Origin of the sequence: Burkholderia sp. Ax-1719, from assembly GCF_011753055.1 — a bacterium.
GTDB lineage: Bacteria > Pseudomonadota > Gammaproteobacteria > Burkholderiales > Burkholderiaceae > Paraburkholderia.
In genome coordinates this window covers 118,395-143,040 of record NZ_VWWJ01000009.1, presented here as the reverse complement: position 1 = coordinate 143,040, position 24,646 = coordinate 118,395, and the positions used below count along the sequence as shown (strand labels likewise).

The window sequence follows — 24,646 nt, the reverse complement described above, 5'->3', positions numbered from 1 at the left end:
GGGTGTTGCATAGAAGGTCCCATTCACTCCACATTCTCAAGAACGGGACTGCCATGCCTTCCATCGCGTTACAAGCCCGCCAGCATCTGGCGCTGACACCGCGCCTTCAGCAGGCCGTGCGCCTGTTGCAGCTCTCGTCGCTCGAATTCCAGCAGGAACTGCGCGAAGCGCTCGACACCAATCCGTTCCTTGAATATGTCCCGCCCGCCTCCGAGACCGGCGAAGCGGCCGAAGCCGCCGAAGGCGCGGCCGGCATTGGCGCGGCGGCCAATGAAGCGCCCGCCGCGCTGGCCGACGTGCCGGGCGGCGGCCTCGAAAGCGGCATGGATGGCGGCGTGGCTCAGGAAGCGTCGAACTATGGCGATGAATCGGGCAATTACGCTGACGACAATTCCGGCTATCAGGACGATGGCGGCGGTTACACGGCCGATCTGCCGTCGTCGGGCACGCTGCGTTCGTCGACGTTTCGCGGCTCCGAAGACGGCGACTCCGAAGCCTCGGACTGGGTGCGCGTTCCGGTTTCCCTGCGTGATCAACTGCACGAAGCGCTGCGCCTCTCGCCGCTTGCCGAACTCGATCGCGCAGCGGCGCAGATCGTGATCGAAGCGCTCGATGACGACGGCTACCTGCGTCAGGAGCTGGCCGATCTGGTCGAGCTCGAAGGCGTCGCCGATATCCTCGACGAAGACCACCTGCGCGTGGCGTTGCGCGTGGTGCAGATGCTCGATCGTCCGGGCATTGGCGCGCGTTCGCTGTCCGAATGCCTCGCGCTGCAACTCGAAGCGATGCCTGCCGACACGCCGCATCGCGATCTTGCGCTGCAGATCGTCACGCATCATCTCGAACGCCTCGCGCGCCGCGAAAACGGCGAACTGCAACGCCAGCTTGGCTGCGATGCGGCCTCGCTGCAGGCAGCGACCGCGCTGGTGCGCCGTCTCGATCCGAAGCCCGGCAACCACTATGGCCGCGCCGACGGCGGCTACGTGATCCCCGACGTGATCGTGCGTCAGGTGCGCGGCAAGTGGGTCGTGAGCGTGAATCCCGCCATCGAGCCTCGCGCGCGCATTCACAAGCTTTACGCCGAAATGTTCGCGCGCTCGGATCAAACCAGCCGCTCGCCGCTGGCTCAACAGCTTCAGGAAGCGCGCTGGCTGATTCGCAACGCGCACAAGCGCTGCGAAACGATTCTGCGCGTGGGCGAATGTATCGTTGCGCGTCAGAAGGCCTTCTTCCAGTACGGCGAAATCGCGCTGCGCCCGATGCTGCTGCGCGATGTCGCCGACGAACTCGGCCTGCACGAATCGACGGTTTCGCGTGCGACGGGCAACAAGTACATGGCCACGCCGCGCGGCATCTTCGAATTCAAGCGCTTCTTCCCGCGCGAGCTGGAAACGCGCACGGGCGGCACGTGTTCGGCGGCGGCGGTGCGCGCGCTCATCAAGGAAATGATCGACGCCGAAAATCCGCGCGATCCGCTCTCTGACGTGGTGCTGACCCAGGAACTGGAAAAGCAGGGCGTGCGCGTGGCGCGCCGCACCGTCACCAAGTATCGGCAGATGATGAAGCTTCCGGCGGCGGAAATGCGTCGGCAGATTTAACGCTGCCTGTCAGACGTTGAATCGAAAAACGCGCACGGGTTGATGCCCGTGCGCGTTTTTTTGTGATCGTTCGGAGGCGTCTGTTTAAAGGTGATTCGCCTCGACGCCCGGCAAAATCTCGACGATCTGAAAATACCGGTCCCAGAACGGTGTGTCGCGCAGTGCTTCGATCAATGCTTCGTAAGCCTGATGATTATCGGCTTCCCACATCCAGACATCGGTGACGCGCGCGACGTAAAACTCCACGTCGAACAGACGCAGTCGAACCTGCTCCCGGTGGCGTTCGAGCAAGGGCACAACATGCTCTTGCAAAGCGCGTTGGCGTGCGTCGGACGGCAGTTCGAGCCACGCCGGCAGGCTTTTCACCAGCATGAAGACGGTCAGCGCCGATTGGGTGGAGGTATTCACGGAGATTTCCTGATCGATTGAATGAGTGGTTAGAATACGAGCGTTTGCTCACATTCGATACTCGCATTCCGACCATGACGCCCACACCTCGCGGCCGTCGCCGCCCAGCGCCGCTAGACGCGCGCAAACAGCCAGTGCAGCGCCGCTCGACGGCCACCGTCGACGCCATTCTCGAAGCCGCGGCTCGCATTCTGGAGCACGGCGGCTTTACCGGCTACACCACCAATGCGATCGCCGAGCGGGCGGGGGTGAGCGTCGGCTCGCTTTATCAATATTTTCCGAACCGCGATGCCCTCACGGCTGCGCTGATCGAGCGCGAAAGCGCGCCGCTGCTCGCCGCGCTGGAACAGGCGGCCGCGGCCGGAAGTTGTGAGGCGGCCTTGCAAGGCTTGATTCGCGCGTCGGTCGCGCATCAGATGCAGCGGCCCGTGCTGGCGCGTCTGCTCGATTTCGAGGAGGAGCGTTTGCCGCTTGGCGAACGCGACGCGCGTATCGGCGACCGGATTCACGCCACGCTGATGCGGGCGTTCGGACTGCCCGATGCGCCGCGCCTCGACGATCCGTCGACGGCGGCTTTCGACGTGTTCGCGATGGTGCGCGGCATGGTGGATGCAGCGGGCGCGCGCGGCGAAACAGATGCCGCCGCACTCGAAGCGCGCGCGACGCGCGCTGTGGTCGGCTATCTGTGGCACAGCGTCTGGAGCGGCCAGGCGCAGCGCTGAGCGACTTTTTGAAGCCTCAGTGCGCGCCGCGTTTGCGCAGGCGTTCGATCAGCGCCATCGCCGCCGCCGGGTTGTGCGCCTTGTGGCCGCTGATGACGTAGAGATAGACGTCGCGGCCGCCTTTGGCCGCGAGCGGCTTGCCGAAAGTGTCGAGATCGTCGGGAGTGCCGCCTTGCGCCCACGTGATCGCGCGCTCGACCCAGCGGTCCAGGTCGGCGGGACCGTAGCCGGTCTTGCGGTTGGCGGCCGTGCCCATGATGCGGGCGTAGACGAAGGGCGCGGCGGCGTCCGCGATCTGTGGATAGTCCGAATCGCCCGATACCACGATGGCAGCTTTGCGCTTGCGCGCCATCGCCACGAACTCCGGCGAACAGAAGCTTTCGTGGCGCACTTCCAGCGCGTGACGCAGCTTGCGGCCATTCACTTCATCGGGCAACAGGTCGAGAAATCGTGCGTAGTCCTCGGGATCGAAGTGTTTGCCTGGCGTCAGTTGCCAGTTGATCGGGCCGAGTTTGTCGCCCAGATTCAGCAGCCCGCCGGTGAGAAAGCGTTCGATCGACGCGCCGGCCTCCGCCAGGACCCGGCGGTTCATCGCGAAGCGCGGGGCTTTCAGGGAAAACACGAAATGTTCTGGCGTTTCGTCGTGCCAGCGCTGAAAACTCGCGGGTTTCTGCGCGCCGTAGTAGGTGCTGTTGATTTCCAGCGTGCTCAAGTGGCGGCTCGCGTAATCGAGTTCGAGACGCTGGGCCAGGCCCTCGGGATAGAAGGTGCCGCGCCAGGGCGCGTAGATCCAGCCGCCGATGCCGACGCGGATGCGGCCGGTCTTGATGGGCGCAGCGGGGGAACGTGTCATGGGTCAGGCACCGTCGAAGCGCAGATGCGGCAGTTTAACGCGGTCCGCATGGCGAGGGCTTTTTGAGAGCGTTTTAGGCATAGTCCGATATTTTTCGCGCAGTCGTGAGGCTAATTTAGTCACTGTGTCAGACAACCTCACTTGGAATATCAGATGCAGTCTCGTCCCTCTCGCGAGCTGAACGACGCACAGTGGCGCAGCGTCGAGCCGCTCTTTAACGACAGCCGCGCCAGCGGCCCCCGTCGCGGTCGTCCGGCCCATTGCCCCCGCGCCGTGTTCGAAGCCATCCTGTGGGTGCTTTCAACCGGTTCGGTCTGGGCCAGGCTGCCTGAGCGCTATCCCGACTTCCGCACCTGCCATCGCCGCTTCAAGGTCTGGTTCGATGCGGGTCTCGTGCAACAGGCCATGGAGCGTCTGTACGGCGACGAAGGCGTGGCGATGTGCGCGGCCATGAATGCGCGTATGCAGCCGTGGCGTGCGCCTGCCGGTCGCCGCGCACCGCGTTTCCCGGTCGCGTTCTCGTTGCGCTGGCCGCTCGCGCGCACCTGAGCGCGCCAGCAAACTAGCAGAACCGTCTGACACAACGAACGGGCAGTGGACTCAACGTCCGCTGCCCGTTTTGCATTGTCTTTGCACTTTTCCCCCTGTGTTTGCAGTCTGAAAACGCGGCGCGGTCATCTGCCCTTTGTGGGAATGGCCCCCGGTGCGCGATACTGTTGGGCTCAACGCAACGGAACCCAGAGGACATGGCGCATTTCGACGTATTCAATGGCGACGCGGACGGCATCTGCGCGCTCCACCAGCTCCGCCTGGCGCGCCCGCGCGAGGCCACGTTGATCACGGGGGCGAAGCGCGACATCGCGCTCGTCGAACGCGTGCAGGCGCAGCCCGGCGACTCGCTCACGGTGCTCGACATTTCCTTCGACACCAATCGCGCGGCGGTCTGCGCATTGCTCGAACAGGACGTTCACGTCGAATATTTCGATCATCATCATGCCGGCGATCTGCCGATGAACGTCAACCTCATGGCGCACATCGACACCACGGCGCAGGTCTGCACCAGCGTGCTGGTCGATCGCCATCTGCAAGGCCAGTACCGTCTTTGGGCCATCGCGGCGGCGTTCGGCGACAACCTGCCCAGAACTGCGCGCGACCTCGCGGAAAAAGAAGGCCTGTCCGAGGAGCAGATCGAGCAGTTGTGCGAGCTGGGCGAGTCGATCAACTACAACGCCTATGGCGATAGCGTCGACGACCTGTTTATCGCGCCAACGGCCCTGTACGAAGCGATCAAACCCTACGCCGACCCGTTCGAGTTCATCGCCAGCGAGCCCTTGCTGGAGCGCATCGCGTCCTGCCGCGACGACGATCTGGTGCGTGCCCAGCAAATCACGCCGCTGATCGCCCTGCAATACGGCAGCGTCTGCGTGCTGCCCGACGAACCGTGGGCGCGCCGGGTGCGCGGCGTCTTTGCCAACGCGCTGGCGATTGGCGAGCCGGCTCACGCCCATGCGGTGCTGAGCGTCAACGCCGACGGCAACTACGCCGTCAGCGTGCGCGCGCCGCTCCAGGATCCGCACGGCGCGGACGAACTCTGTCGCGCCTTCCCAGGCGGCAACGGCCGCGTGGGTGCGGCAGGCATCGATTGTCTCGATTCGAAGCAGCTCGACAAGTTCATCAGTGCATTTGCACGCGTGTTCAACCGCCCGATGCACAGCTGATCGAGCATGGATGCCGTCGGCGGGTTGATTGCCCAACCCGCTGCGCCGCGTCAGCCGACCGCGTAACATAAAAAATGCCCATGCGCGGAAGCCGGCCATCGCCGACATTTCGGCCATGGTCGATACCTGGGAGGCCGGTATGTACAAGCACATTCTGGTAGCGATCGACGGCAGTCGCGGCGCACGACGCGCGCTCGACGAGGCCATGAAGATCGCCAGAGCGACGGGCGGGACGGTGCAGGCGCTCTACGTGGTCCAGCATCCGGCGCGGCTGGTGGATATCAGCACAGGTTTCGCCGAAGAGCAGATTCGTCAATCCGCCGAAGCCGATGTGGCGACCGAAGCACTCGAAGAAGCGAAGAGCGTGTTCGCGCAAGCGGGCATCACCGGCACGACGCGCGCCGCCGATTCGAACGGCGAAGAGGTCGCCGCCGTCATTCACCGCATCGCGGCGGAGGATGAAGTGGATCTCGTGGTGCTGGGCACGCGCGGTTTATCCGGCGTCAAACGGCTGTTGATCGGCAGCGTCGCGGAGTCGTACCTGCGCATGGCCGACCGTCCCCTCATGATGGTGCGCGAAGAAGAAACGAAATCGGCCTGACCCGCTTTCAATCGCGCGGCGTCCAATCGGAAAAATGCGGCATCGGGACATTCAACGCGCATTTTGTGCCGATCTAATATCTCGATATTAGATTTTGATCAAACACGCCGGTGCGTTCTGCGCGCACAGGTCGTCCATCGTGCCTATGATGTGACTTGGCTTCGCGACCATAAATTGCGCCGGAGTCCGAAAGGTTCGCGCAATCTGTCGTGATTTGCTGCGCTGCAATGTGCACGTTGCATCATCGTCCAGCGCTGTTGAAATCCAGCATCCCTATTGCCATTCATCCGCCTGATGCCGTCGCGCTTGTCGCTTCGGTTTGTCGCCTCGTCCGGCAGCGCGGCGGCCCGCGCCACGCATCAGTCGCCTGTTAAAGCATCGTCGAAAAGGAAATCCGCCATGGCCAACGTTTCTCATCCTTCGTTCAATGCGTACCGCAGCGGCACGTCGGCGGCGCTGCAATGGCTGGTCCATCAACAGCAATGGCGCGAGCAGGCGGCGAATCTGTTGCAGCGCCGCATTGCGCGGGACCGCGCTGCACTGGAATCGATGCTTGAGTCCTTGCGTCGCGCTCAAAGCTGGAGCGATTTCGGCGCTGCGAGTCAGACGGTCTGGCGCGACTATCTGCTCGCGAGTGCGGCGCTCTGGCAGGAGAGCACTGCAGCGAGCGTACAGGTCACGGGCGTCTGGGCCAATGCCGCGCGCGATGTCATGCAGCAATGGCAGGACTCGCTCGCCCAGTTGCAACCGGTTACCGCCGCAGCGGCTACGCCCGCCGCCGCGATCGACGCGGCCCAGCCAATCCGCGAATGGATGGCGGCGTTCGAACGCGCGATGTCGGCGGCAAGCAGCGCATTCGGCACCGAAGTTCACACGCAAGGAGGCCAACATGGGCGCTGAACGGATCGCGTTTATCACGGGCGGCATGGGCGGACTGGGGGCGGCGATCAGCCGCCGTCTCGCCGATGCGGGCATGACTGTCGTGCTGTCCTGTTCGAAGGGCAACGATCGCATGGCCGCGTGGCTCGACGCCGAGCGCGCCGCGGGGCGGCATTTCCATGCGTATTCGATGGACGTGGCCGATTTCGACGCTTGCCAGGAAGTCGCCGCGCGTGTGCTGGCCGATCTTGGCCGAGTCGATATGCTGGTGAACAACGCGGGCATCACCTGTGATCGCAGCTTCGCCAAAATGTCCAAGGCCGATTGGGACAGCGTGATGCGCACCAATCTCGACTCGATTTTCAACGTGACCAAGCCTTTTCTCGCGGGCATGATCGAGCGCGGCTTTGGCCGCGTCGTCAATATCGGCTCAGTCAATGGGTCGCGCGGTGCTTATGGGCAGGCGAATTATTCGGCGGCCAAGGCAGGGCTGCACGGCTTTACGAAGGCACTTGCGCTGGAAGTGGCGAAAAAAGGCGTGACGGTGAACACGGTTTCACCGGGTTATCTTGCGACCCAGATGGTCGAGGCCGTACCCGCCGATGTCATGCAACAGCGCATCCTGCCGCAGATTCCCGTCGGGCGTCTTGGCAAACCCGAGGAAGTCGCGGCGCTGGTTGCGTTTCTTTGCTCGGACGACGCGGGATTCATCACGGGAGCAGATATCGCGATCAATGGCGGCATGCACATGCATTAAGCAATGCGGGCATGGAGCGCAGCGCACGTGCATCGCCGCTATTTAATCAGGAATGCGATATTTGCCTAAGCGCACAATAATCACACGCGCACGACATAATCCGGACATCGCAACGACACGAAATCAGCGTACCAATTAACAACTTTTTCACGCAATGCATTATTCCTTCCGGCGCAACAACGCTGTCGTAACGCGATGAAACACGACTGTAGCGAAACTGTACGTTTTGCCCGCTATGCTGGTCGGTACGGTGAGATCTGAACAGGAGGAAAACGATGCTCAGTCATCACGAACTGGCGGCGCTGCTGCTGATTCGCGACGCCAACGCGCCGCTCCAGACACTCGATGCCGACTTCATGGCGCTTGCGCGCTACCAGCTGGTCGAAATGGACGACGACAATAGCGGTCGCGCCGCACGCCTCACGACGCGCGGACAGGAGTTGTTGCGGCGGCTCACGCATGACCAGCCGTACGGGCGGTCGGGGCAGGGCGCGAACTGAGCGGCGTTTCCTGTCAAGTACCCGACATCCCGCGCTACGCTCGTTACAAACCTGTAACTAATTGCTGCGCACTCTGCGATAAAGTTCCGGCTCTCATTTCAATCCACTGTTTTACTGTCTGAGAGTCTGTCCATGAAAGCCGTTGTCAAGCCGTTCGCCCGTCTGTCCGCCATGATGCTTTGCGCCGCTCTGGCCGCGCCGCTGGTTGCTGTTGCCGCGCCGTACCATCATCAGGTGTGTCACGTCGAGCATCACCATCATCACGCTGTGCGCGTTTGCCATCGCGTGCGCTAACAGGCGTGGTCGGCTTGAATAGCCGGAATGCCGCACTGTGGTGCGGCATTTTTTTAACACAACTAGTTAGCAATCCAAATTTAAAGGCGTGCGTTTCGATGCGCATGCTACTGTGAATAAAAACCAGAAAAAACAGAAGGGAGAGGGGCCACTCGTTTCCATTTATTGACTACGGGCGCGTGCGAATATGAGGAAAAGAGGCTATTTCATTATCGCTGCGATGGCATGGGCGGCTTCGGCAGATAGCGCGTTTGCACAGGAATTCACGCTCTTTGCAGGACGACTGTGGAGTGGGGCAGACCAGTCGTACTCGTGGGAAATGAGCTATCTGGAGGGATTCGGGCCGTATTTCGCCGGTAGTATCTCCTGGCTCAACGAAGGCCATATCACCGACCATCATCGCGATGGACAGACTTTCCAGGCCTGGGCGCGTCTGCCGCTGGCGCAGCGGCGGCTGGTGTTTTCGCTGGGCGTGGGTCCCTATCGTTATTTCGATACCGAAGCCGCCAAGCAAGGCGAGGGCTATTCCAATACGCACGGCTGGGGCGTGGTCTATAGCGCCCGCGCCACATGGTATGCCACGCACCGCTGGACCGCGAATCTGCAGCTCGATCGCGTGCAGGTCACGCATGGGCCGTCCACCACGGCGGTGATGCTCGGCATCGGCTATCAGCTCGACGCGCCGGATTCACCAGGCCCGCGCGATTTCGCCTTGCCGCGCACGCATGACGTGACGAATAACGAAATCACCTTGATGGCCGGCGAGACGATTCTCAACAGCTTCAAATCGCAGACTTCCGCGGCCGAAGCCATCGAATACCGGCGTGGGTTGACGCACTGGCTCGACGGCACCATCGGCTATCTGCATGAGGGCAATGGGATTACCGCGCGCCGCGACGGCGCGACCGCGCAGCTCTGGCTGACGCGCGCGTTTCTCGACGAACGGCTGACGCTGGGCTTTGGCGCGGGCCTCTACGCCGCGATCCATCACGGCAAGAATGGCGACGATCGCGATACCGGCGACGGCATACTTTCTGGCCTTGTGTCGGTCTCGGCGTCGTATCGGGTCACGCAGCACTGGTCGGCGCGCGTGACGTGGAACCGCGTCGTCACGCGCTATAGCCGCGATACGGATGTGATCCTTGGCGGCGTAGGCTACCGTTTCTAGTCATTTCGCCGCCTTCTCGCTGCCTGCGTTTAGTTGCCAGGACGATTTCCGCCGCCACCGCCTCCGCCACCACCAGGGCGATTTCCGCCACCGCCGCCACCTCCGCCGCCAGGCGGCCTGCCGCCACCCTGACCGGGCGGCCGTGCGCCGCTATTGCCCGGCGGTCTCGCTCCGCCTTGTCCCGGAGGCCGCGCATTGCCGTTGCCGGGCGGACGCGCACCGTTATTCGGCGGTCGATTCTGGTTGCCATTGCCCGCGCCCGGCCGGTTGCCGTGATGGCCGCCGGGCGGCCGCGCGCCATGCGAAGGCGGGCGAACCGAGGGCGGCGGTCCGGGACGCGGGCCCGGATGCCGGTTCCAGCGGCTCTGGTTGCCATACCAGGGACGGTCGCGATAATAGTTGCCCCAGTACGCGCCCAGCGAGAACGTCAGAATCGGCAGGCCGATGGTCGCCCCGTAGTTCATCACCGGCACGCGCGCGCCTTGCCAGGGATACGAGAGATAGCCGCCATAGACCCAGCCGCGCAGGCCGGGCAGGCTTACATCGCACCAGCTATAGCCGGCCACGCAGCCCATCACGGCGAGCGAGACGCCGCCCGGCACCTGGGCCACGACGGGATAATCGCCCGCCGGCCCGGCATAGAGATTGACGGTCGTGCTGGTGAATGCCTGGCTCTGTGCCAATGCTGGCGCGGGTGCCGCGAGGATCGCGGCCAGACCGGCGAACATCGCACCGACGAGCTGCTTGCGCATTGCTGCTCCTCCGTGGTTGAACTGCCTCGTGACTTTTATTGCGATATCAACCAGTAAGGTAGCAGATAAGTCTTTTTCGACGCGGCTGCGCATATTACGGCTGATTTCGTCGGGTCACGATGGCACACGGAATATTTCGGGATTTGAATGCGGTCCGGCGCGGTGAGGCGTGTCACACGCAAAAAAGCGCGATGTGCAAGAATCGCGGCTCGGCACATAGGCGTCCCCGGGACGCCTGAAGCCGGATTCAAAGCAGAAATATCAGAAAGACAGAAAGACCAGGAGCAGACAAGTGATTCAACGCATTGCGGGATTCTTCACGGGCGTGGTGCACCGGTTTTTGCCGGACCCGCTCATTTTCGCCATTCTTTTGACTGTCGTGACCTTCGTGCTGGCGTTCGCGCTGACGCCGCAGCCGCCCGAAGCGCTCATCATGATGTGGGGCTCGGGCTTCTGGAACCTGCTCGCTTTCGCGATGCAGATGGTCCTGATTCTCGTCACCGGACACGCGCTGGCCAGTTCCGCACCGGTCAAACGCCTGCTGGTTGCGCTCGCAAGCTGTGCACGCACGCCGGGCCAGGGTGTGATGCTGGTGGCCTTCGTGGGCGCGGTGGCCTGCGCGATCAACTGGGGCTTCGGCCTCGTGCTCGGCGCGATGTTTTCGCGCGAAGTGGCGCGCCGCGTGCGCGGCACGGATTACCGGCTGCTGGTCGCGGCCGCGTACATGGGTTTTCTGACGTGGCACGGCGGCCTTTCCGGTTCGGTGCCGCTGGTGGCGGCCACCAAGGGCAATCCGATGGAAAAGACCATCGGCCTGATTCCCGTCTCGCAGACCATTTTCACGGGCTATAACGCCTTCATCACGATCGCCCTGATCGTGCTGCTGCCGATCCTCGTGCGCCTGATGATGCCGAAGCCCGAAGACGTCGTCTCGGTCGATCCTGCGCTGCTCGAAGACCCGCCCACGGTCGAGCGCAAGCTCGGTCCGGACGCGACATTCGCCGAACGCATCGAAGAAAGCCGTTTCCTCTCGCTGCTGGTCGCGGCGCTGTGCGCGGTGTTCCTCGGCGTCCGCTTCCACACCAAGGGCTTCGCGCTCGATATCGACACCGTGAATCTGGTGTTCCTTGCCGCCGGTCTGGTGCTGCACAAGACGCCGATGGCCTATGCGCGTGCGGTCGCGGGCGCGGCCAGGGGCGCGTCGGGCATCATGATCCAGTTCCCGTTCTACGCGGGGATTCAGGCGCTGATGGACCATTCGGGCCTTGCGGGCGTCATCACCAAATGGTTCGTCGATATCGCCAATGTGCACACGTTCCCGCTGCTCGCGTTCCTGAGTTCGGCGGTGATCAACTTCGCGGTGCCTTCGGGCGGCGGCCACTGGGTCGTGCAGGGGCCGTTCGTGATGCCCGCGGCGCAGGCGCTGGGCGCGGATCTCGGCAAATCAGCGATGGCGATTGCTTACGGCGAGGCGTGGACCAATATGGCGCAGCCGTTCTGGGCGCTGCCCGCACTCGCGATTGCGGGCCTGGGCGTGCGCGACATCATGGGCTATTGCGTGACCACGCTGCTGTTCTCGGGCGTGGTGTTTATCGCCGGGCTTTATCTGTTCTGATGCGTCTGTGAAGCGGCGCTACCGCAGCTTGACTTGTGGCGCCGCTTTTTCAGCAGGTAATCGCGCAACACGATGGCGTGATTGTGTTCGGCGTCGTGCGAGCCGTAGAGCAGCACGATCGGGCCTGCGTGGCTCGCTTCGACGAGCGGTGTCCACGCAGCAGGGTTCGCATCCAGTTCTTCCAGATAGCGCCGCTCGAATGTGTCCCACTGCGCCGGATCGTGTTCGCTCGCATGAAACCACTGCCGCAACGCCGTGCTGGGCGCCACATCCTTGGCCCACGTAACGCCGGCGAGCCGTTCCTTACGCATGCCGCGCGGCCACAGACGATCGACCAGAAAGCAGGTTTCTCCGTTTTCCGGTAGCGGCTCGTAGACGCGCTGGATCGCGATCTTCGCTGTGCTCATCGCTTATTTCTCCTTGTCGTTTGCATACAGCGCTCTGGCGACGCGTTCGCGCAGCACCGGCAGCACGTCCTGATCGAACCACGGATGACGCTTGACCCACGCCTGATTGCGCGGCGAGGGATGCGGCAGCGGCACGATGCCAGGCCCGTATTCGCGCCACGCCTCGACGGTTTCGGTCAGCGTGGCCCTGCGTCGCTCGCCCAGCACATAGCGCTGTGCATACTGGCCGACCAGCAGCGTCAGCCACACGTCGGGCAAGCTCGCAAAAAGACGTTCGTGCCACAGCGCCGCGCATTCGGGACGCGGCGGGTTGTCGCCGCCGCTGCCACGGCCGGGATAGCAGAAGCCCATCGGCACGAGGGCGACCCGTGCAGCGTCGTAAAACACATCGGGTTCGATGCCCAGCCATGCGCGCAGCCGCTTGCCGCTGGCGTCGTCCCACGGAATACCGGACGCATGCACCTTCGCGCCCGGCGCCTGGCCGACGATCAACAGACGCGAACTCGCACTGGCTTGCAGCACCGGACGCGCGCCGAGCGGCAGCGCGTGCGCGCACGCCTGGCAGGCGCGGATTTCGGTCAATAAAGCGGGAAGGGAGAGGGCGTTCGACACAGCAGCGGACATTCCAGCGCAATGACGGCGAGACAAAGAACGGAAAGCCCAGTCTATCAAACGCAATCTGCGTGCACCTGCGGCACTCGCGCGTGCCGTATTCGGGTTTTCCTGTAATCTCGCGGCTGGTCGATGACCCCTGTCACCACGGAGCCGCCATGCCCGCCGTACGCGACACGACGTCTAGCGCAATCCGCATTGCATCGCCCTGGTGTGCAACCCGCGAGGTGAACCGATGAGCGGGGGCACGTTGGCGCTCGGCCTCATGGGGATGCTCGCGAGCCTCGCGTTGCTCATCTGGCTCGCGTACCGCGGCTGGAGCGTGCTGTTGCTCGCACCGCTATGCGCAATGTTGGCCGCGCTGATCTCCGGCGAGCCGACGCTCGCGCACTGGACGCAGACCTTCATGCCCGCCACGGGCCGCTTTCTCGCGCAGTTCTTTCCGCTGTTTCTGCTGGGCTCGCTGTTCGGCAAGCTGATGGAAGACAGCGGCTCGGTGGACGCTGTTGCGCAGTTCATGATCGATCGCCTGGGCACGCGCCACGCGCTTGCAGCAGTGGTGCTGGGCGGCGCGCTCGTGACCTACGGTGGCGTCAGCCTGTTCGTGGCCTTCTTCGTACTCGCGCCGATGGCGCAGGCGTTGTTCCGTTCCGCCAATATCCCACGCCGCCTGATGCCCGCTGCGATCATGCTCGGCACCGCCACGTTCACGATGTCGGCGTTGCCCGGCACGCCTGCGCTGCAAAACGCCATCCCCATGCCGTTTTTCGGCACGACGCCGTTTGCCGCGCCGGGTCTGGGCATCGTCGCGACGATCGTGATGGCGGGTTTCGGACTGTGGTGGCTGGGCCGCGCCGCAGCGGCGGCGCGACGCAACGGCGAAGGTTTTGTCGAACCGGCGGGCGGCGGCGCCGACGACGATACGCGCGGCAAGTCTGCGCTCGTACGCGAACGCGCGAGTGTCGCTCAAACCTTCGATCCCGCCGAAATCGACAGCGGCGCCGACGCTTCCGACTACGCTGGCGCGCCGCCGCCGTGGGTCGCGCTTGCACCGCTCGCGGTCGTGGTGGCGATGAACTTCGTGATGAATGTGGTGGTGTTTCCGCGCATCGACGCCACGTATCTCGCCGAGCCGCGCTGGGGCGCGACGACGCTGCACGCGGTTTCGGGCGTGTGGGGCGTTTCGGTGGCGCTGGCGCTGGGCATCATCGTGCTCGTCGCGCTGAATCGGGGACGCCTGGGCGCGCTGCGCGAAAGCGTCGATGCCGGTGCGAACGCCGCGGTGCTGCCGGTGTTGAGCGTTGGCAGTCTCGTGGGCTACGGCGCGGTGATTGCCGCGCTGCCCGCGTTCGAGGTCGTGCGCGACTGGGTGCTCGGCATGGGTGGCGGCCCGCTGGTGTCGCTCGCGGTGGCGACCAATCTGCTTGCGGGACTCACGGGGTCGGCGTCGGGCGGTCTTACCATCGCGCTCGATGCGCTTGGCGGCACCTATATGCAACTGGCCGCGCAGCACCATATCGATCCGGCGCTGCTGCATCGCGTTGCCGTGATGTCGTCGGGCACGCTCGACAGCCTGCCACACAACGGCGCGGTGGTGACGTTGCTGGCCGTGTGCGGCTCGACGCATCGCGAAAGCTATCGCGACCTCGTGGTCGTGAGCATTCTGGGCGCGATTCTCGCGCTTGCCGTGGTCATCGTGCTCGGCTCGCTATTCGGCAGTTTCTGACGGCGCCTGCGCCATTCGGCTGATAGACGCGTGCAACTTTCCGGTTCACACTGCGCGCATCGAATCAAGACGAAATACATATGGAACTGCGCCAGCTACGTTACTTTCTTGCCGTTGCGGAGCATCTGCATTTCAGCGAGGCCGCGCGCGTGCTCGGCATTGCGCAGCCGCCCTTGAGCCAACAGATTCTCAAGCTCGAAAAGGAAGTCGGCACCCGGCTGTTCGTGCGCCACTCGCGCCACGTCGAACTGACCGAGACGGGACGGCTTTTTCGCGAGCGCGCGCTGCGCATCGTCGAGGACGCCGATCTGGCGCTGGCCGAAGCGCAGAACGCCGGGCGCGGCGAAACCGGGCGGCTCAATCTGGGTTTTGCGGGTTCGACGGTGTTCCATCCGCTCGTGGCCACGCTGCTGCAGCGTTATCGCACGGCGTATCCCGGCGTGGCGATTGGCTGCGAGGAGAGCAATAGTTCGGTGCTGCTCGAACGCGTGAGCGAAGCGCGCGTGGACGCCGCATTCGTGCGATTGCCGCTCGATTGCCGGGGGCTGGAAACGCAGCCGCTGGTCGAAGAGGATGTGCTGGCCGTGCTGCCGCCGCGCCATCGGCTCGCGCGCCGCCGCAGCCTGGATCTGGCCGATCTTGTGGGCGATCCGCTGATCCTGTTTCCGCGCCCGATTGGCCCCGATCTCTACGATTCGATCATCAGCGCGTGCCGGGCGTCCGGCTTCAATCCCGTCATCAGCATGGAGTCGCCGCAGATTTCCTCGACCGTCAACATGGCGGCGGCGGGCTTCGGCGTCACGCTGATTCCCTCTTCAATGCGGCAGATTCAGGCTAAAGGCGTGACGTATCACGCGCTCAAGGGCGGCTCGCTGCACACGACCATCGCATTGGTGCACCGGCCACGCGAACGCGCGCCAACCGTGCAGAACTTCGTGCGTATCCTGCGCGATACCGCGCGGCATGCGGCGGCCGGGTGAGTTGGCCGTTGCAGTTCGATTGATATCTTTTTCGTCTTGATCGACGCAAACACGGTATTGGACTTGGGCGGGTGCGACAAATTATCCTAGCTGTATTCGCATCTGCTTTCCCCTGGAGCCGTTCGTATGTCCACCGTCCCCCAACGCCCCGCATCGTCCAGCGCAACCGGGCGCAATGGGCACGAAGGGCGAGCCTCGCTCGTCGCCTCGCTGCAATCCATCGTCGGTCAACGCTATGTGCTCACCGGCGACGAAGCCACGCGCCGTTACCGCAAGGGTTTCCGCTTCGGCGAAGGTAAGGTGGCGGCGGTTGTGCGCCCTGGCTCGCTGGTCGAGCAATGGAAGGTGTTGCAGGCCTGCGTGGCCGCGAACGCCGTCGTCATTTCTCAGGCCTCGAATACGGGCCTGACCGGCGGCTCGACGCCCGATGGCGACGACTACGATCGCGATGTCGTGATCGTGAGCATGACGCGCATGCGCACCGTTTATGTCATCGACGAAGGCAAACAGGTGGTGTGCCTGCCGGGCGCGACGCTCGATCAACTGGAGCAGACGCTCAAGCCGCTGGGCCGCGAACCGCATTCGGTGATCGGCTCATCGTGTATTGGCGCGTCGGTGGTGGGCGGCATCTGCAATAACTCGGGCGGCGCGTTGGTGCGGCGCGGGCCGGCTTATACGGAAATGACCGTCTACGCACAGGTCAATGCGCAAGGCGAACTCAGCCTCGTCAATCATCTGGGAATCCAGCTAGGCGAAACGCCCGAGCAGATTCTCGCGCGCCTCGATCGCGGCGAGTTGCCCGCCGCCGATATCCGCCACGATGCGGGCGCGGCTTCCGACCGCCATTACGCCGAACACGTGCGCGACGTGGACGCCGCCACGCCCGCACGCTACAACGCCGATCCACTGCGTCTGCACGAGGCTTCTGGGTCGGCGGGCAAGGTGATGGTGTTCGCGGTGCGGCTCGACACCTTCCCGATCGAGCAGGGCGCGAAGGTGTTCTATATCGGCACCAACGCCACGTCCGAACTCACCGACGTGCGCCGCTTTCTGTTGAGCGAACTGTCGAGCCTGCCGATTGCGGGCGAATATCTGCATCGAGACGCTTTTGATATCGCCGAGCGCTATGGCAAGGATATGTTCCTGCTGATCCAGCATCTGGGTACGCAGCGTCTGCCAGGGCTCTTTGCGCTCAAGAGCCGTTTCGATGCTTTTTTCGAGCGCTTTTCATTTCTGCCCGCGCATCTGACCGACCGGGTGATGCAGGCGGTGAGTCATCTGTTTCCGGGCCATCTGCCCGCGCGGCTCAAAGATTACCGCGAGCGTTACGAGCATCATTTGATGCTCAAGGTCTCCGCCGATACCGTGGACGAAACGCGCAACTATCTCAAACGCTATTTCGCTCAGGCGAGCGGCGACTTCTTCGAATGCACCGCAGAAGAGGGCACGAAAGCGTTTCTGCACCGCTTCGCGGCAGCGGGCGCTGCCGTGCGTTACCGCGCCGTGCATGGCGACGAAGTGGAGGATATCGTTGCGCTCGATATTGCCTTGCGGCGCAACGACCGCGAATGGTTCGAGACATTGCCCGAAGCCGTCGAGCGTCCCATCGCCATCAAGCTTTATTACGGGCATTTCCTGTGTCACGTGTTCCATCAGGACTACATCGTGCGCAAGGGCAACGATTGCCTCGCGCTGGAGCATGAAATGTGGAAACTGCTGGACGCACGCGGCGCTGAATACCCCGCCGAACACAACGTCGGCCATCTGTATCACGCGAAGCCTGCGCTGAAACAGTTTTACGAACAACTCGATCCGTGCAATTGCTTTAATCCTGGCATTGGGCAGACGTCGAAGTTCGCGCACTATCGCGAGACGGCGCAGTAAAGGCCGCGCTAAAAGCCAAAGCGGCGATGCATCGAAAGGCATCGCCGCTGTGCTTTTTGACGCGCCTGGCGCCGCAATTATCCCGCCTTGCTGACCGGCACCCAGCCGTTCTGCGTTGCCGCTTGCGCAAGCTGTTTGGCAATCGATTTCGCGAGCTTGCCCGCATCGGAGGAAATCGTGTCGTTCCTGGCTTCCGACGCGCCATGCACGCCTGCACCCGCTGCGGCCGACATCGCCACATGACCCGCGGCCGCGCCCACACCGGCTGTTTCGGCGACGCCAGGCATATGGCCGCTATCGGCATTCGCCTGGAAGGTGACGAGTGCTTGCGGCGCGCCGTTGGCGGGCACGTAGGTCACGGCGATGGTCGCGCCCACTTCGCTCTTGCCCGCGCCCAGGCCAATCAGCAAGCGGCGGCGACGGCTGCCCGCGTCGATCGTATCGATGCGGCCTTCCACCACGATAGCGGCGCGCCCGGCAGGGACAGGACCATCGACGCGCACGGCAGGCAAGCCCTGTTTTTTAAGCTGCGCAACGATGTCGTCGGCGAGTTTTTCGCGGGCGGCTAGCGCGGCCTGCTGCTGTTGTTGCGCAGACGATTCGCCGCTTGTCATTGCTTTGAGCTTCTGGGCCATACCGCTGTCGAGCTTTACGATATCGGGTGAAATTTCGAAGGCCGACACATAAATCACCTCTGCCTGCACTTGCGGAAGCGGCCCCGCGGCCTGCAGCGAATTTGCCGCCGATGCGCAACCGGAAGTGAGCAGCGATCCCGCCAGCAGCACAGCGCCTGCGAAGCGTTTGGACTTGTTGATGAGAGCGTGGAAAAGCGTGGTCATGGTGTATCGCCTGACTGTCTTCGACACGTTCGCATCGATCAGGATGCCGAAATATCGAAGTGGGTTCATGAAAGCTGGCAGGTCGCTGCGCCTGGTCTTTTTGGCGGCTCGCGTCCCTCAGCACAGGCGCAAGTATGAGATCAGGCGCGTGCTTATGCCACACCCAAAGTATGTCGATCTATGTCACGTGCGCGGGGCCGCGCCGGGAAACGGGGGAGGGTTCAGCGACAGTTTCACCACGGCTTCGATACCGCCGCCTTCGCGGTCCAGGAAGGTTAGCGAACCTCCTTGCTGACGCGCGATTCTGTCGACGATTGCGAGGCCGAGTCCCGTGCCGCCCGAATGCCCGCGCGCGTTATTGCCCCGGCTGAACGGCAATTTGAGGCGTTCCAGTTCTTCGGCGCGAATGCCGTTGCCGCGATCGCGCACGGCCACACAGGCACAGCCGTCCTCTTGCCATGTACGGATCGACAGATCGGTGCGCCCGTACACCACGGCGTTCTGCATCAGGTTCATCAGCAGACGCATCACGGCAACGGGCCGGAACGCGAACACCGGCAGCGTGTTTTCCTCGAAATCAAATTCGTGCCCGAGTCCCGCAAAATCGGCGACAAGCTGCCCCGCTAGCGCATTGAGGTCGCCGGGTTGCGGCGCTTCGCGCTCACCGCTGCCCGCATAGTCCATGAACTGCTGAAGAATCGTGTCGATGGTGTCGAGATAGCTCTCGGTCGAAGCGACGAGGCCGTCGTTGGTGCCGCGCGGCAAAGCCATCGCAATCGCCAGACGCAGCTTGGTGAGCGGCGTGCGGATATCGTGCGAAACGCCTGCGAGCATGAGTGCGCGCGTGGCTTCGGCCTGACGCAGCGCATCGGTCATCTGGTTGAAGGCACGGCTGACTTCGGCAATTTCGGTGGGGCCGTCGGTAGGCAGCGCAGCGGGCGTTTCGCCCGCGCTCACTCCGCGCGCCGCGTGCGCAAGCTCGGCCAGCGGGCGGTTCAGATGCAGCTGGATCAGCCAGCCGGTCAACGCCGCGAGCAGCGCCAGCCCGAGCGATAGCACGATGGCGGTGGTGATGCCGCTCGCCTGGGCGTCGGCGGTCATCGGCAGAGCAATCCAGATGGGTTCGCCCGCCGCGTGCACGCGGATCCACAGGCGCGCTTCGTCATCCTGATCGTTGTCCGCGATTTCCCAGCGCACCGGCATGTCGGCGGGGAGATGGCGGCGCAGCGCGTCCAGAAAGACATCGCGTTGCCAGGTGCGGAAGAAGCGCAGCGGATTCATTGGCGGCGCGATCACGCTCGACGCCGGTACGTCGCGCTGCGCGTTCAGGCGCTCGGCGGCGGCGCGGCTCTCGGCGGGCGGCATCGCCACGAGCATGTTGTCGAGCACCTTGACGTAGTCGGAAAAGATGATCGAAGCACGGTCGATGCGCGGGCGTTGCACGAAATGCAGCAACGCGCTCAAAGAGCAGATCTGAGTGAGGGCAACCAGCGCCACCAGCAGCGCGATATTGCGCGAAAGCAGCGAACGCGGCAGCCAGTGACGCGCCGCGCGAGGGGGCGAATCGGCAGAGGTGGCCATCAGGAATCGACGCCCGCGACCAGCATATAGCCAATGCCCCAGACGGTCTTGATGAAGCGCGGTTTGGCCGGATCGTCTTCGACGATCTGGCGCAGCCGCAGGATCTGTACGTCGACGCTGCGATCGAGCGCGTTGTGGTCACGTCCACGGGCGCGCGCGAGCAGGTTTTCGCGGCTCACGGCGCGATTGGGCGAGGAGCCGAGCGCATGCAGCAATAGCATCTGCGCCGAATGCACGTCGATGGCCACGCCGTCGCGCATCAACGTTTGCTGGCCGACATCGAACACGAAGTCGCCGAAACGCAGCCGCTGCGAGGTCACAGTCGGATCGCCCGCCGCCATTTTCTGGCGGCGCAGCAGCGCCTTGACGCGCGCCACCAGTTCGTCGGGCAGGAAGGGTTTGGCGAGGTAGTCGTCGGCGCCGGTTTCGAGGCCGATCACCTTGTCCGCCGCATCGCCCTTCGCGGTGAGCATGAGGATCGGCAAGGTATGGCCTTCGGCGCGCAGGCGGCGGCACACGCTCAGGCCGTCTTCGGGCTCCATCATCAGGTCGAGCACCAGCAGATCGTAGGGCTCGCGCTGCAGCATGCGGTCGAGCCGCTTGCCGTCCGCGACGGCGCGCACCTCGAAGCCGTGACCGCTCAGGAAGCGTTGCAGCATGTTGCGCAGCTCGGCTTCGTCGTCCAGAACGATGATGCGGTTCGCCTGCTCCATGGCCGCCTCCGGCGGTGGTCGATGCGGATGGAGCGTACTCCATCCGGGGCAGTGATGACTCATGCCGGTCGCGATGCCGCGATCATCGGCTCGCGGCCGCGCGTTCGCGCATGAAGTCCTCGATCTGCGCGAGCGTGACGTAACCCGCGCGCTGGCTGTCGATGGCGTCGAAGTGCTGCGCCACCATCGGCATGCCCGCTTGCGCCTGTTCGCGGGTGAGCTTGCCGTCGTGCGTCGTATTCGCCTGGGCGAAACGCGACTGCAATTGCGCGAGGGCGCGCGTCATGCGTTCGTTCGCGGCGGGCGAGGCAGACAGCGTGGGCGCGCCGTTGGGCGCAGCCGGCAAGCCTTGCGCCGAAGCCGCTGCTGAAACGATACACAAAATCAGGGGGACGATCATCTTCTTCATGGTGTGCTCCGTGGGGTGGCGTATAAAACTGGCCGTCATAGGGATTCGGCCGGGTAGGGAAATCAATTCAGCGACTGCGTTTTCGGGGGCAATCCGTTGCGGGTGTCAGGCCCAATGCGCGGGCACCCAGACGCCGCCCATCCAGTGGCCGGGCACCCAGACGGCAGGGCGCGGCGCGACATACACCGGACGCGGTGCGATATAGATCGCACGCGGCAGCGGACGCGCGACATACACGACCTTGGGCGCGGGCGGGGCCACGTAGACGACCTTCGGTGCGGGCGCGACATACACCGTCTTTGGCGGCGGGGGCGCCACGTAGACGGCCTTGGGCGCAGGCGCGACATAAACAGCGGCATTGGCGGGCGGCGGCGGGGGCGGCGCGATCACCACGGGGGCGGGCGCTGGAGCGGGAACCGGCGCGACCGCGACCGTCGCGCCCACGGCGACGGTGCTGCCGCCGGTCACCACCGTCGTCCCGCCCGTCGTGCCGCCTGCAACGACCGTCGTGCCATGCACGACCGTGCTGCCGCCGGAAGTCGTCACGACGCCCGGCGCAACGCGCGTGGCGCTGCCCGAATGCGTGTACGTCCCGCCATCCGTCCCCGTGACCGTGCCGGAGCGCGAGCAGGTCGAACCGGCGCAGCTCGTCGAGGCGTTGTGGCTCACGCTGTTGCCGTTCGCCGCCGTGACCGTGCCCGTCGAGCTGTACTGGCCCGGTGCGGTGCGCGTCACGCTGCCGGAGGAAGAGGCGCTGCGGCCGTCTTCGCCCGTCATGGTGCCGGTGTGCGAGCAGGTGCCGCCCGCGCAATTCGTGTCGCCCGAGTGCTGGACCGAGCGCCCGTTCGGGCCGACCGCCGTGCCGCTATTCGAGAACTGTCCCGGTGCGGTGCGGGTGACGGTGCCCGTGTTGGTGGCGACGCCGCCCCACGGCCCCACCACGCCGCCGGCATGCGTGCAGCTGCCGCCGCCGCAGGAACCTGCATGCGCGCCGTTGTAGGTGCCATGCGGCGTATAGGCGGTGCCGTGGCCAGACCAGCCTGCGAAAGCAGGCGCGCTGGCGAGTGCGATGAGCGTGGCGGCGGCGAGATGGAGCGGTTTCATCAGAGATCCTTGCGATTCGAGCGAGTGAGCAGAGCGGGGCGCTTCGGTGCAGTTCGGTTCGGGACACCTGTGCGGCGTGTCAGCGGAACGAACTATAGGGCGGCCTCCGGCGCGAGTCGCGTGCAAAACCATGTCGCGGTGTTACATGTGGGCCGGTGTTTCCGGCCTTTGCCTCTTCAGCAAAGGGCTCGCCGCGCGCAGGCTCCCCATGTCGCAAGCTCGCATGACACACCTCGACATACTTTGCGCGTGGTGTTTCGCGTGGCGCGCCTCTACAGTTCGCTTCATCCGACGCGACGCCAGCTTTATCCCCTCGATACGAACGACGCGTCCTCCCACAGCGCTGTTATCAGGATCTCTAACGCTCATCGCCATCATGCTGACCACCGGAAAACTTGCGTACTACGTCACGCTCTTTATCGTCGCCGCTTCGCTGATCGAAGCGGCCTGGCTCACCTTCAAGCAGCGCCGCGCAGGCGAAAACCCATTCGACTGGTACGAAGTCTGGCTCTCGATCGCCGACCTCGCCGGACGAAAACTGTTAGCGTTCCTGCCGATTTCGCTGGCCGCGCCGATCTTTCATTTCGCGTGGGAACATCGCCTTTTCACGCTTTCGATCGACAACCTCACGCTGGCGTTCTTTGTCTTTATCGGCCAGGAGTTCTGCTACTACTGGTATCACCGCGCCTCGCATCGCATGCGCTTTTTCTGGGCGACGCACGCGGTTCATCACTCGCCGAATCAACTGACGCTTTCGTCCGCGTACCGGCTGGGCTGGACCGGCAAGATCGCTGGCCCGGCGTTCTTCTTTGCGCCGCTGGTCTGGCTGGGCGTGCGTCCGGAAATCGTGCTGGCCGTGCTGTCATTCAACCTGCTCTATCAGTTCTGGCTGCACAACACGTGGATTCCGAAGCTCGGCTGGCTTGAGTACGTGTTCAATACGCCGTCCGCGCATCGCGTGCATCATGCGTCGAATCTCGACTACCTCGATGCGAACTACGGCGGCGTGCTGGTCGTGTTCGACCGGCTGTTCGGCACCTACGTGGCGGAACGCGCCGACGAACCGTGCCGCTACGGCCTCGTCACACCGACGCGCTCGCACAATCCGCTCGTGGTCGAATTCGAGCACTGGGTGAGCCTTGCCCGCGATATCGCGGCGGCGCCCAACGTCTGGACCGCCGTGCGCCACGTGATCCTGCCGCCGGGCTGGACCGCGGACGGCAAGGGTGACACCACCGAGGATCTGCGCAAACGCAGCCTCGCAGCGGTGCGCACGAATGTTCAGGAACGTCGGGCTCATTGAGGCCGCGGTTGCCGTAACCCGCAAGCTCCGCTAACGTGGCGGCCTGCGGCGGCCACGAGCCGCTACGGTTTTTTCGAATTGATTTCGGATTCCCCGTCCGAACCCGGACGACTCTTTTGCACAAAGCAGGCAAAAACGATGGATAACTCAGTGAACGGCAAGACGGTGGCAATCACCGGCGGCTTTGGCAGTCTTGGTTTGGCGACGGCGCAGTTTCTGGTGTCGCGCGGCGCGCGCGTGGCGCTGATTGGCCGTGGCGCAGCGCCTGCCAGCGACGCCTTGCCCGCCGCGCTCAAGGATGCGGTGTTGCTCGGCGGCGTCGATCTGGTGGATGCGGATGCGGCGCACGCCGGGCTGCAAAAGGCCGCCCAGGCGCTGGGCGGCCTCGACGCGCTCGTCAATATCGCGGGCGCATTCCGCTGGGAAACCATTGCGGACGGCGACGCACGCACGTGGGAGCTGATGTTCGATCTGAATGTGAAGACAGCGCTGAACGCCTCGAAAGCCGCGCTCCCCGCGCTGATCGCGCGCGGCGCGGGTCGTATCGTCAACATCGGCGCGGGCGCGGGGCAGAAGGCCGGGCTGGGGATGGGGGCTTATTCGGCGTCGAAGGCGGGCGTGGCGCGCCTGACCGAAGCATTGGCCGAAGAACTCAAGGACAAAGGCGTAACAGTCAACGCGATTCTCCCGAGCATTATCGATACGCCGCAAAATCGCGCTGATATGCCCGACGCCGATTTCACGCGCTGGGTTCAGTCCGATGAAATTGCCGCGGTGATCGCGTTCCTGATTTCATCTGACGCGCGTGCCGTAACGGGCGCAGCCATTGCGGTGAACGGGCGCGTTTAACCGCTGCGCTGCGGCGGCAACACGGGTTCAATGCCCGTGGCCGCCGCTGCCGTGAGCGCCGGCGCTTTGCCACGTACCGCCGCCACCGTGCCAGCCGCCGTGGCCGCCGTGCCATCCACCGCCATGCCAGCCGCGGTAGCAGCATCCGCCGCCGCCCCAGTACGCGAAGCCGAAACTCGGCCCGTAATAATAATCAGGGTAATAGCCATAGCCGTACGGATAGCCGTACGCATATGGGTAGCCATAACTGGCGTCGTAATAACCCGGATAGCCGGGGTAGGGAGCAACGGCGCAGCCCGCAAGCGCGGCGGCCGCTCCCAATGCGCAGACGAAACGGAACACGATAGTCTCCCCTCGATACTCCTTTGGCAACG

The 24,646-nt window shown here is 64.1% G+C and carries 27 protein-coding genes; 16 read left to right on the top strand and 11 right to left on the bottom strand.

Translation table 11 applies throughout. From position 1 onward, the window contains the following. The first annotated feature begins 53 nt into the window (after positions 1-53). The gene (locus F3J17_RS18235) at positions 54-1,598 is read left to right on the top strand and encodes an RNA polymerase factor sigma-54 (RefSeq protein ID WP_167061539.1); all 1,545 of its coding nucleotides are present in this window, start codon (positions 54-56) and stop codon (positions 1,596-1,598) included. A gap of 84 nt (positions 1,599-1,682) precedes the next feature. Here F3J17_RS18235 and F3J17_RS18230 read toward each other — a convergent pair whose 3' ends face one another. Further along, positions 1,683-2,006, bottom strand: a complete 324-nt coding sequence (locus F3J17_RS18230; protein ID WP_167061537.1) for a darcynin family protein — start codon at positions 2,004-2,006, stop codon at positions 1,683-1,685. A gap of 74 nt (positions 2,007-2,080) precedes the next feature. On the opposite strand from F3J17_RS18230, the gene F3J17_RS18225 reads away from it, so the two are divergent. Next, on the top strand, positions 2,081-2,728 hold the full coding sequence (locus F3J17_RS18225) for a TetR/AcrR family transcriptional regulator (protein WP_167061535.1): 648 nt from the start codon (positions 2,081-2,083) through the stop codon (positions 2,726-2,728). A 16-nt stretch (positions 2,729-2,744) separates the two neighbouring features. Here F3J17_RS18225 and F3J17_RS18220 read toward each other — a convergent pair whose 3' ends face one another. Beyond that, positions 2,745-3,581 carry a DUF72 domain-containing protein gene (locus F3J17_RS18220; protein ID WP_167061532.1) on the bottom strand — a complete coding sequence of 279 codons (837 nt, stop codon included), beginning with the start codon at positions 3,579-3,581 and terminating at the stop codon, positions 2,745-2,747. Between the two features lie 153 nt (positions 3,582-3,734). Here F3J17_RS18220 and F3J17_RS18215 point away from each other — a divergent pair, with 153 nt between their 5' ends. From F3J17_RS18215 to F3J17_RS18180, 8 genes are all read left to right on the top strand, one after another. Next, positions 3,735-4,130 carry a transposase gene (locus F3J17_RS18215; protein WP_167061530.1) on the top strand — a complete coding sequence of 132 codons (396 nt, stop codon included), beginning with the start codon at positions 3,735-3,737 and terminating at the stop codon, positions 4,128-4,130. A gap of 197 nt (positions 4,131-4,327) precedes the next feature. After that, positions 4,328-5,299, top strand: a complete 972-nt coding sequence (locus tag F3J17_RS18210; protein WP_167061529.1) for an acetyltransferase — start codon at positions 4,328-4,330, stop codon at positions 5,297-5,299. A 139-nt stretch (positions 5,300-5,438) separates the two neighbouring features. After that, complete coding sequence (locus F3J17_RS18205) at positions 5,439-5,900, top strand: universal stress protein (protein WP_167061835.1); 462 nt, start codon at positions 5,439-5,441, stop codon at positions 5,898-5,900. A gap of 399 nt (positions 5,901-6,299) precedes the next feature. Then, positions 6,300-6,800 carry a hypothetical protein gene (locus tag F3J17_RS18200; RefSeq protein ID WP_167061526.1) on the top strand — a complete coding sequence of 167 codons (501 nt, stop codon included), beginning with the start codon at positions 6,300-6,302 and terminating at the stop codon, positions 6,798-6,800. Further along, entirely contained in the window at positions 6,790-7,536 is a 747-nt protein-coding gene (phbB, locus tag F3J17_RS18195) for an acetoacetyl-CoA reductase (RefSeq protein WP_167061524.1), read from the top strand. The genes F3J17_RS18200 and phbB overlap by 11 nt, the downstream gene beginning before the upstream one ends. 275 nt (positions 7,537-7,811) lie before the next feature. Continuing rightward, positions 7,812-8,036 (top strand): hypothetical protein, encoded by a 225-nt coding sequence (locus F3J17_RS18190; RefSeq protein ID WP_167061522.1) that lies wholly within the window; start codon positions 7,812-7,814, stop codon positions 8,034-8,036. A gap of 132 nt (positions 8,037-8,168) precedes the next feature. Continuing rightward, entirely contained in the window at positions 8,169-8,330 is a 162-nt protein-coding gene (locus tag F3J17_RS18185) for a hypothetical protein (RefSeq protein ID WP_167061519.1), read from the top strand. A 187-nt stretch (positions 8,331-8,517) separates the two neighbouring features. Next, positions 8,518-9,498, top strand: a complete 981-nt coding sequence (locus F3J17_RS18180) for a hypothetical protein (protein WP_167061517.1) — start codon at positions 8,518-8,520, stop codon at positions 9,496-9,498. 29 nt (positions 9,499-9,527) lie between these two features. Here F3J17_RS18180 and F3J17_RS18175 read toward each other — a convergent pair whose 3' ends face one another. Then, complete coding sequence (locus F3J17_RS18175; protein WP_167061515.1) at positions 9,528-10,250, bottom strand: SH3 domain-containing protein; 723 nt, start codon at positions 10,248-10,250, stop codon at positions 9,528-9,530. A gap of 292 nt (positions 10,251-10,542) precedes the next feature. Between F3J17_RS18175 and F3J17_RS18170 the strand changes: the two genes are divergently transcribed. Continuing rightward, positions 10,543-11,865, top strand: a complete 1,323-nt coding sequence (locus F3J17_RS18170; RefSeq protein WP_167061512.1) for a TIGR00366 family protein — start codon at positions 10,543-10,545, stop codon at positions 11,863-11,865. Here the strand turns inward: F3J17_RS18170 and F3J17_RS18165 are convergent. Both F3J17_RS18165 and F3J17_RS18160 read right to left on the bottom strand, forming a co-directional pair. Next, entirely contained in the window at positions 11,853-12,272 is a 420-nt protein-coding gene (locus F3J17_RS18165; RefSeq protein ID WP_167061510.1) for a DUF488 family protein, read from the bottom strand. The genes F3J17_RS18170 and F3J17_RS18165 overlap by 13 nt on opposite strands. A 3-nt stretch (positions 12,273-12,275) precedes the next feature. Beyond that, the gene (locus F3J17_RS18160) at positions 12,276-12,896 is read right to left on the bottom strand and encodes a uracil-DNA glycosylase family protein (RefSeq protein ID WP_167061509.1); all 621 of its coding nucleotides are present in this window, start codon (positions 12,894-12,896) and stop codon (positions 12,276-12,278) included. Positions 12,897-13,119: 223 nt separating this feature from the next. Between F3J17_RS18160 and F3J17_RS18155 the strand changes: the two genes are divergently transcribed. The 3 genes from F3J17_RS18155 to dld all read left to right on the top strand — a co-directional run bounded on the left by F3J17_RS18155 (position 13,120) and on the right by dld (position 17,474). Continuing rightward, positions 13,120-14,610, top strand: a complete 1,491-nt coding sequence (locus F3J17_RS18155; protein WP_167061506.1) for a GntP family permease — start codon at positions 13,120-13,122, stop codon at positions 14,608-14,610. Between the two features lie 80 nt (positions 14,611-14,690). Further along, positions 14,691-15,590 carry a LysR family transcriptional regulator gene (locus F3J17_RS18150; RefSeq protein ID WP_167061503.1) on the top strand — a complete coding sequence of 300 codons (900 nt, stop codon included), beginning with the start codon at positions 14,691-14,693 and terminating at the stop codon, positions 15,588-15,590. A gap of 126 nt (positions 15,591-15,716) precedes the next feature. Continuing rightward, complete coding sequence (gene dld / locus F3J17_RS18145; protein WP_167061500.1) at positions 15,717-17,474, top strand: D-lactate dehydrogenase; 1,758 nt, start codon at positions 15,717-15,719, stop codon at positions 17,472-17,474. A 77-nt stretch (positions 17,475-17,551) separates the two neighbouring features. On the opposite strand, the gene F3J17_RS18140 is transcribed toward dld, so the two are convergent. The 5 genes from F3J17_RS18140 to F3J17_RS18120 all read right to left on the bottom strand — a co-directional run bounded on the left by F3J17_RS18140 (position 17,552) and on the right by F3J17_RS18120 (position 22,120). Further along, positions 17,552-18,313, bottom strand: a complete 762-nt coding sequence (locus F3J17_RS18140) for a DUF4410 domain-containing protein (RefSeq protein ID WP_167061498.1) — start codon at positions 18,311-18,313, stop codon at positions 17,552-17,554. A gap of 183 nt (positions 18,314-18,496) precedes the next feature. After that, positions 18,497-19,894, bottom strand: a complete 1,398-nt coding sequence (locus tag F3J17_RS18135; RefSeq protein ID WP_167061496.1) for an ATP-binding protein — start codon at positions 19,892-19,894, stop codon at positions 18,497-18,499. Beyond that, positions 19,894-20,607, bottom strand: a complete 714-nt coding sequence (locus F3J17_RS18130) for a response regulator (RefSeq protein WP_167061493.1) — start codon at positions 20,605-20,607, stop codon at positions 19,894-19,896. Before F3J17_RS18130 ends, F3J17_RS18135 begins: the two co-directional genes overlap by 1 nt. A gap of 82 nt (positions 20,608-20,689) precedes the next feature. Then, the gene (locus F3J17_RS18125; RefSeq protein ID WP_167061491.1) at positions 20,690-21,016 is read right to left on the bottom strand and encodes an EF-hand domain-containing protein; all 327 of its coding nucleotides are present in this window, start codon (positions 21,014-21,016) and stop codon (positions 20,690-20,692) included. A 105-nt stretch (positions 21,017-21,121) separates the two neighbouring features. Then, a complete protein-coding gene (locus F3J17_RS18120) occupies positions 21,122-22,120 on the bottom strand; it encodes a hypothetical protein (protein WP_167061488.1) in 999 nt (332 codons plus the stop codon). A gap of 376 nt (positions 22,121-22,496) precedes the next feature. On the opposite strand from F3J17_RS18120, the gene F3J17_RS18115 reads away from it, so the two are divergent. Both F3J17_RS18115 and F3J17_RS18110 read left to right on the top strand, forming a co-directional pair. After that, the gene (locus F3J17_RS18115; protein ID WP_167061486.1) at positions 22,497-23,423 is read left to right on the top strand and encodes a sterol desaturase family protein; all 927 of its coding nucleotides are present in this window, start codon (positions 22,497-22,499) and stop codon (positions 23,421-23,423) included. A gap of 138 nt (positions 23,424-23,561) precedes the next feature. Next, a complete protein-coding gene (locus F3J17_RS18110; protein WP_167061483.1) occupies positions 23,562-24,272 on the top strand; it encodes an SDR family NAD(P)-dependent oxidoreductase in 711 nt (236 codons plus the stop codon). Positions 24,273-24,299: 27 nt separating this feature from the next. Here F3J17_RS18110 and F3J17_RS18105 read toward each other — a convergent pair whose 3' ends face one another. Continuing rightward, positions 24,300-24,614 carry a hypothetical protein gene (locus F3J17_RS18105; RefSeq protein ID WP_167061480.1) on the bottom strand — a complete coding sequence of 105 codons (315 nt, stop codon included), beginning with the start codon at positions 24,612-24,614 and terminating at the stop codon, positions 24,300-24,302. Positions 24,615-24,646: the final 32 nt, after the last annotated feature.

Bases quoted from the DNA above. Each gene is read 5' to 3' on its own strand.
- F3J17_RS18150 (WP_167061503.1), top strand. From the start codon at position 14,691: ATGGAACTGCGCCAGCTACGTTACTTTCTTGCCGTTGCGGAGCATCTG.
- F3J17_RS18110 (WP_167061483.1), top strand. From the start codon at position 23,562: ATGGATAACTCAGTGAACGGCAAGACGGTGGCAATCACCGGCGGCTTT.
- dld (WP_167061500.1), top strand. From the start codon at position 15,717: ATGTCCACCGTCCCCCAACGCCCCGCATCGTCCAGCGCAACCGGGCGC.
- F3J17_RS18165 (WP_167061510.1), bottom strand. From the start codon at position 12,272: ATGAGCACAGCGAAGATCGCGATCCAGCGCGTCTACGAGCCGCTACCG.
- F3J17_RS18205 (WP_167061835.1), top strand. From the start codon at position 5,439: ATGTACAAGCACATTCTGGTAGCGATCGACGGCAGTCGCGGCGCACGA.
- F3J17_RS18140 (WP_167061498.1), bottom strand. From the start codon at position 18,313: ATGACCACGCTTTTCCACGCTCTCATCAACAAGTCCAAACGCTTCGCA.
- F3J17_RS18225 (WP_167061535.1), top strand. From the start codon at position 2,081: ATGACGCCCACACCTCGCGGCCGTCGCCGCCCAGCGCCGCTAGACGCG.
- F3J17_RS18160 (WP_167061509.1), bottom strand. From the start codon at position 12,896: ATGTCCGCTGCTGTGTCGAACGCCCTCTCCCTTCCCGCTTTATTGACC.
- F3J17_RS18125 (WP_167061491.1), bottom strand. From the start codon at position 21,016: ATGAAGAAGATGATCGTCCCCCTGATTTTGTGTATCGTTTCAGCAGCG.
- F3J17_RS18215 (WP_167061530.1), top strand. From the start codon at position 3,735: ATGCAGTCTCGTCCCTCTCGCGAGCTGAACGACGCACAGTGGCGCAGC.
- F3J17_RS18135 (WP_167061496.1), bottom strand. From the start codon at position 19,894: ATGGCCACCTCTGCCGATTCGCCCCCTCGCGCGGCGCGTCACTGGCTG.
- F3J17_RS18155 (WP_167061506.1), top strand. From the start codon at position 13,120: ATGAGCGGGGGCACGTTGGCGCTCGGCCTCATGGGGATGCTCGCGAGC.
- F3J17_RS18200 (WP_167061526.1), top strand. From the start codon at position 6,300: ATGGCCAACGTTTCTCATCCTTCGTTCAATGCGTACCGCAGCGGCACG.
- phbB (WP_167061524.1), top strand. From the start codon at position 6,790: ATGGGCGCTGAACGGATCGCGTTTATCACGGGCGGCATGGGCGGACTG.
- F3J17_RS18185 (WP_167061519.1), top strand. From the start codon at position 8,169: ATGAAAGCCGTTGTCAAGCCGTTCGCCCGTCTGTCCGCCATGATGCTT.
- F3J17_RS18210 (WP_167061529.1), top strand. From the start codon at position 4,328: ATGGCGCATTTCGACGTATTCAATGGCGACGCGGACGGCATCTGCGCG.
- F3J17_RS18220 (WP_167061532.1), bottom strand. From the start codon at position 3,581: ATGACACGTTCCCCCGCTGCGCCCATCAAGACCGGCCGCATCCGCGTC.
- F3J17_RS18175 (WP_167061515.1), bottom strand. From the start codon at position 10,250: ATGCGCAAGCAGCTCGTCGGTGCGATGTTCGCCGGTCTGGCCGCGATC.
- F3J17_RS18190 (WP_167061522.1), top strand. From the start codon at position 7,812: ATGCTCAGTCATCACGAACTGGCGGCGCTGCTGCTGATTCGCGACGCC.
- F3J17_RS18115 (WP_167061486.1), top strand. From the start codon at position 22,497: ATGCTGACCACCGGAAAACTTGCGTACTACGTCACGCTCTTTATCGTC.
- F3J17_RS18235 (WP_167061539.1), top strand. From the start codon at position 54: ATGCCTTCCATCGCGTTACAAGCCCGCCAGCATCTGGCGCTGACACCG.
- F3J17_RS18180 (WP_167061517.1), top strand. From the start codon at position 8,518: ATGAGGAAAAGAGGCTATTTCATTATCGCTGCGATGGCATGGGCGGCT.
- F3J17_RS18120 (WP_167061488.1), bottom strand. From the start codon at position 22,120: ATGAAACCGCTCCATCTCGCCGCCGCCACGCTCATCGCACTCGCCAGC.
- F3J17_RS18130 (WP_167061493.1), bottom strand. From the start codon at position 20,607: ATGGAGCAGGCGAACCGCATCATCGTTCTGGACGACGAAGCCGAGCTG.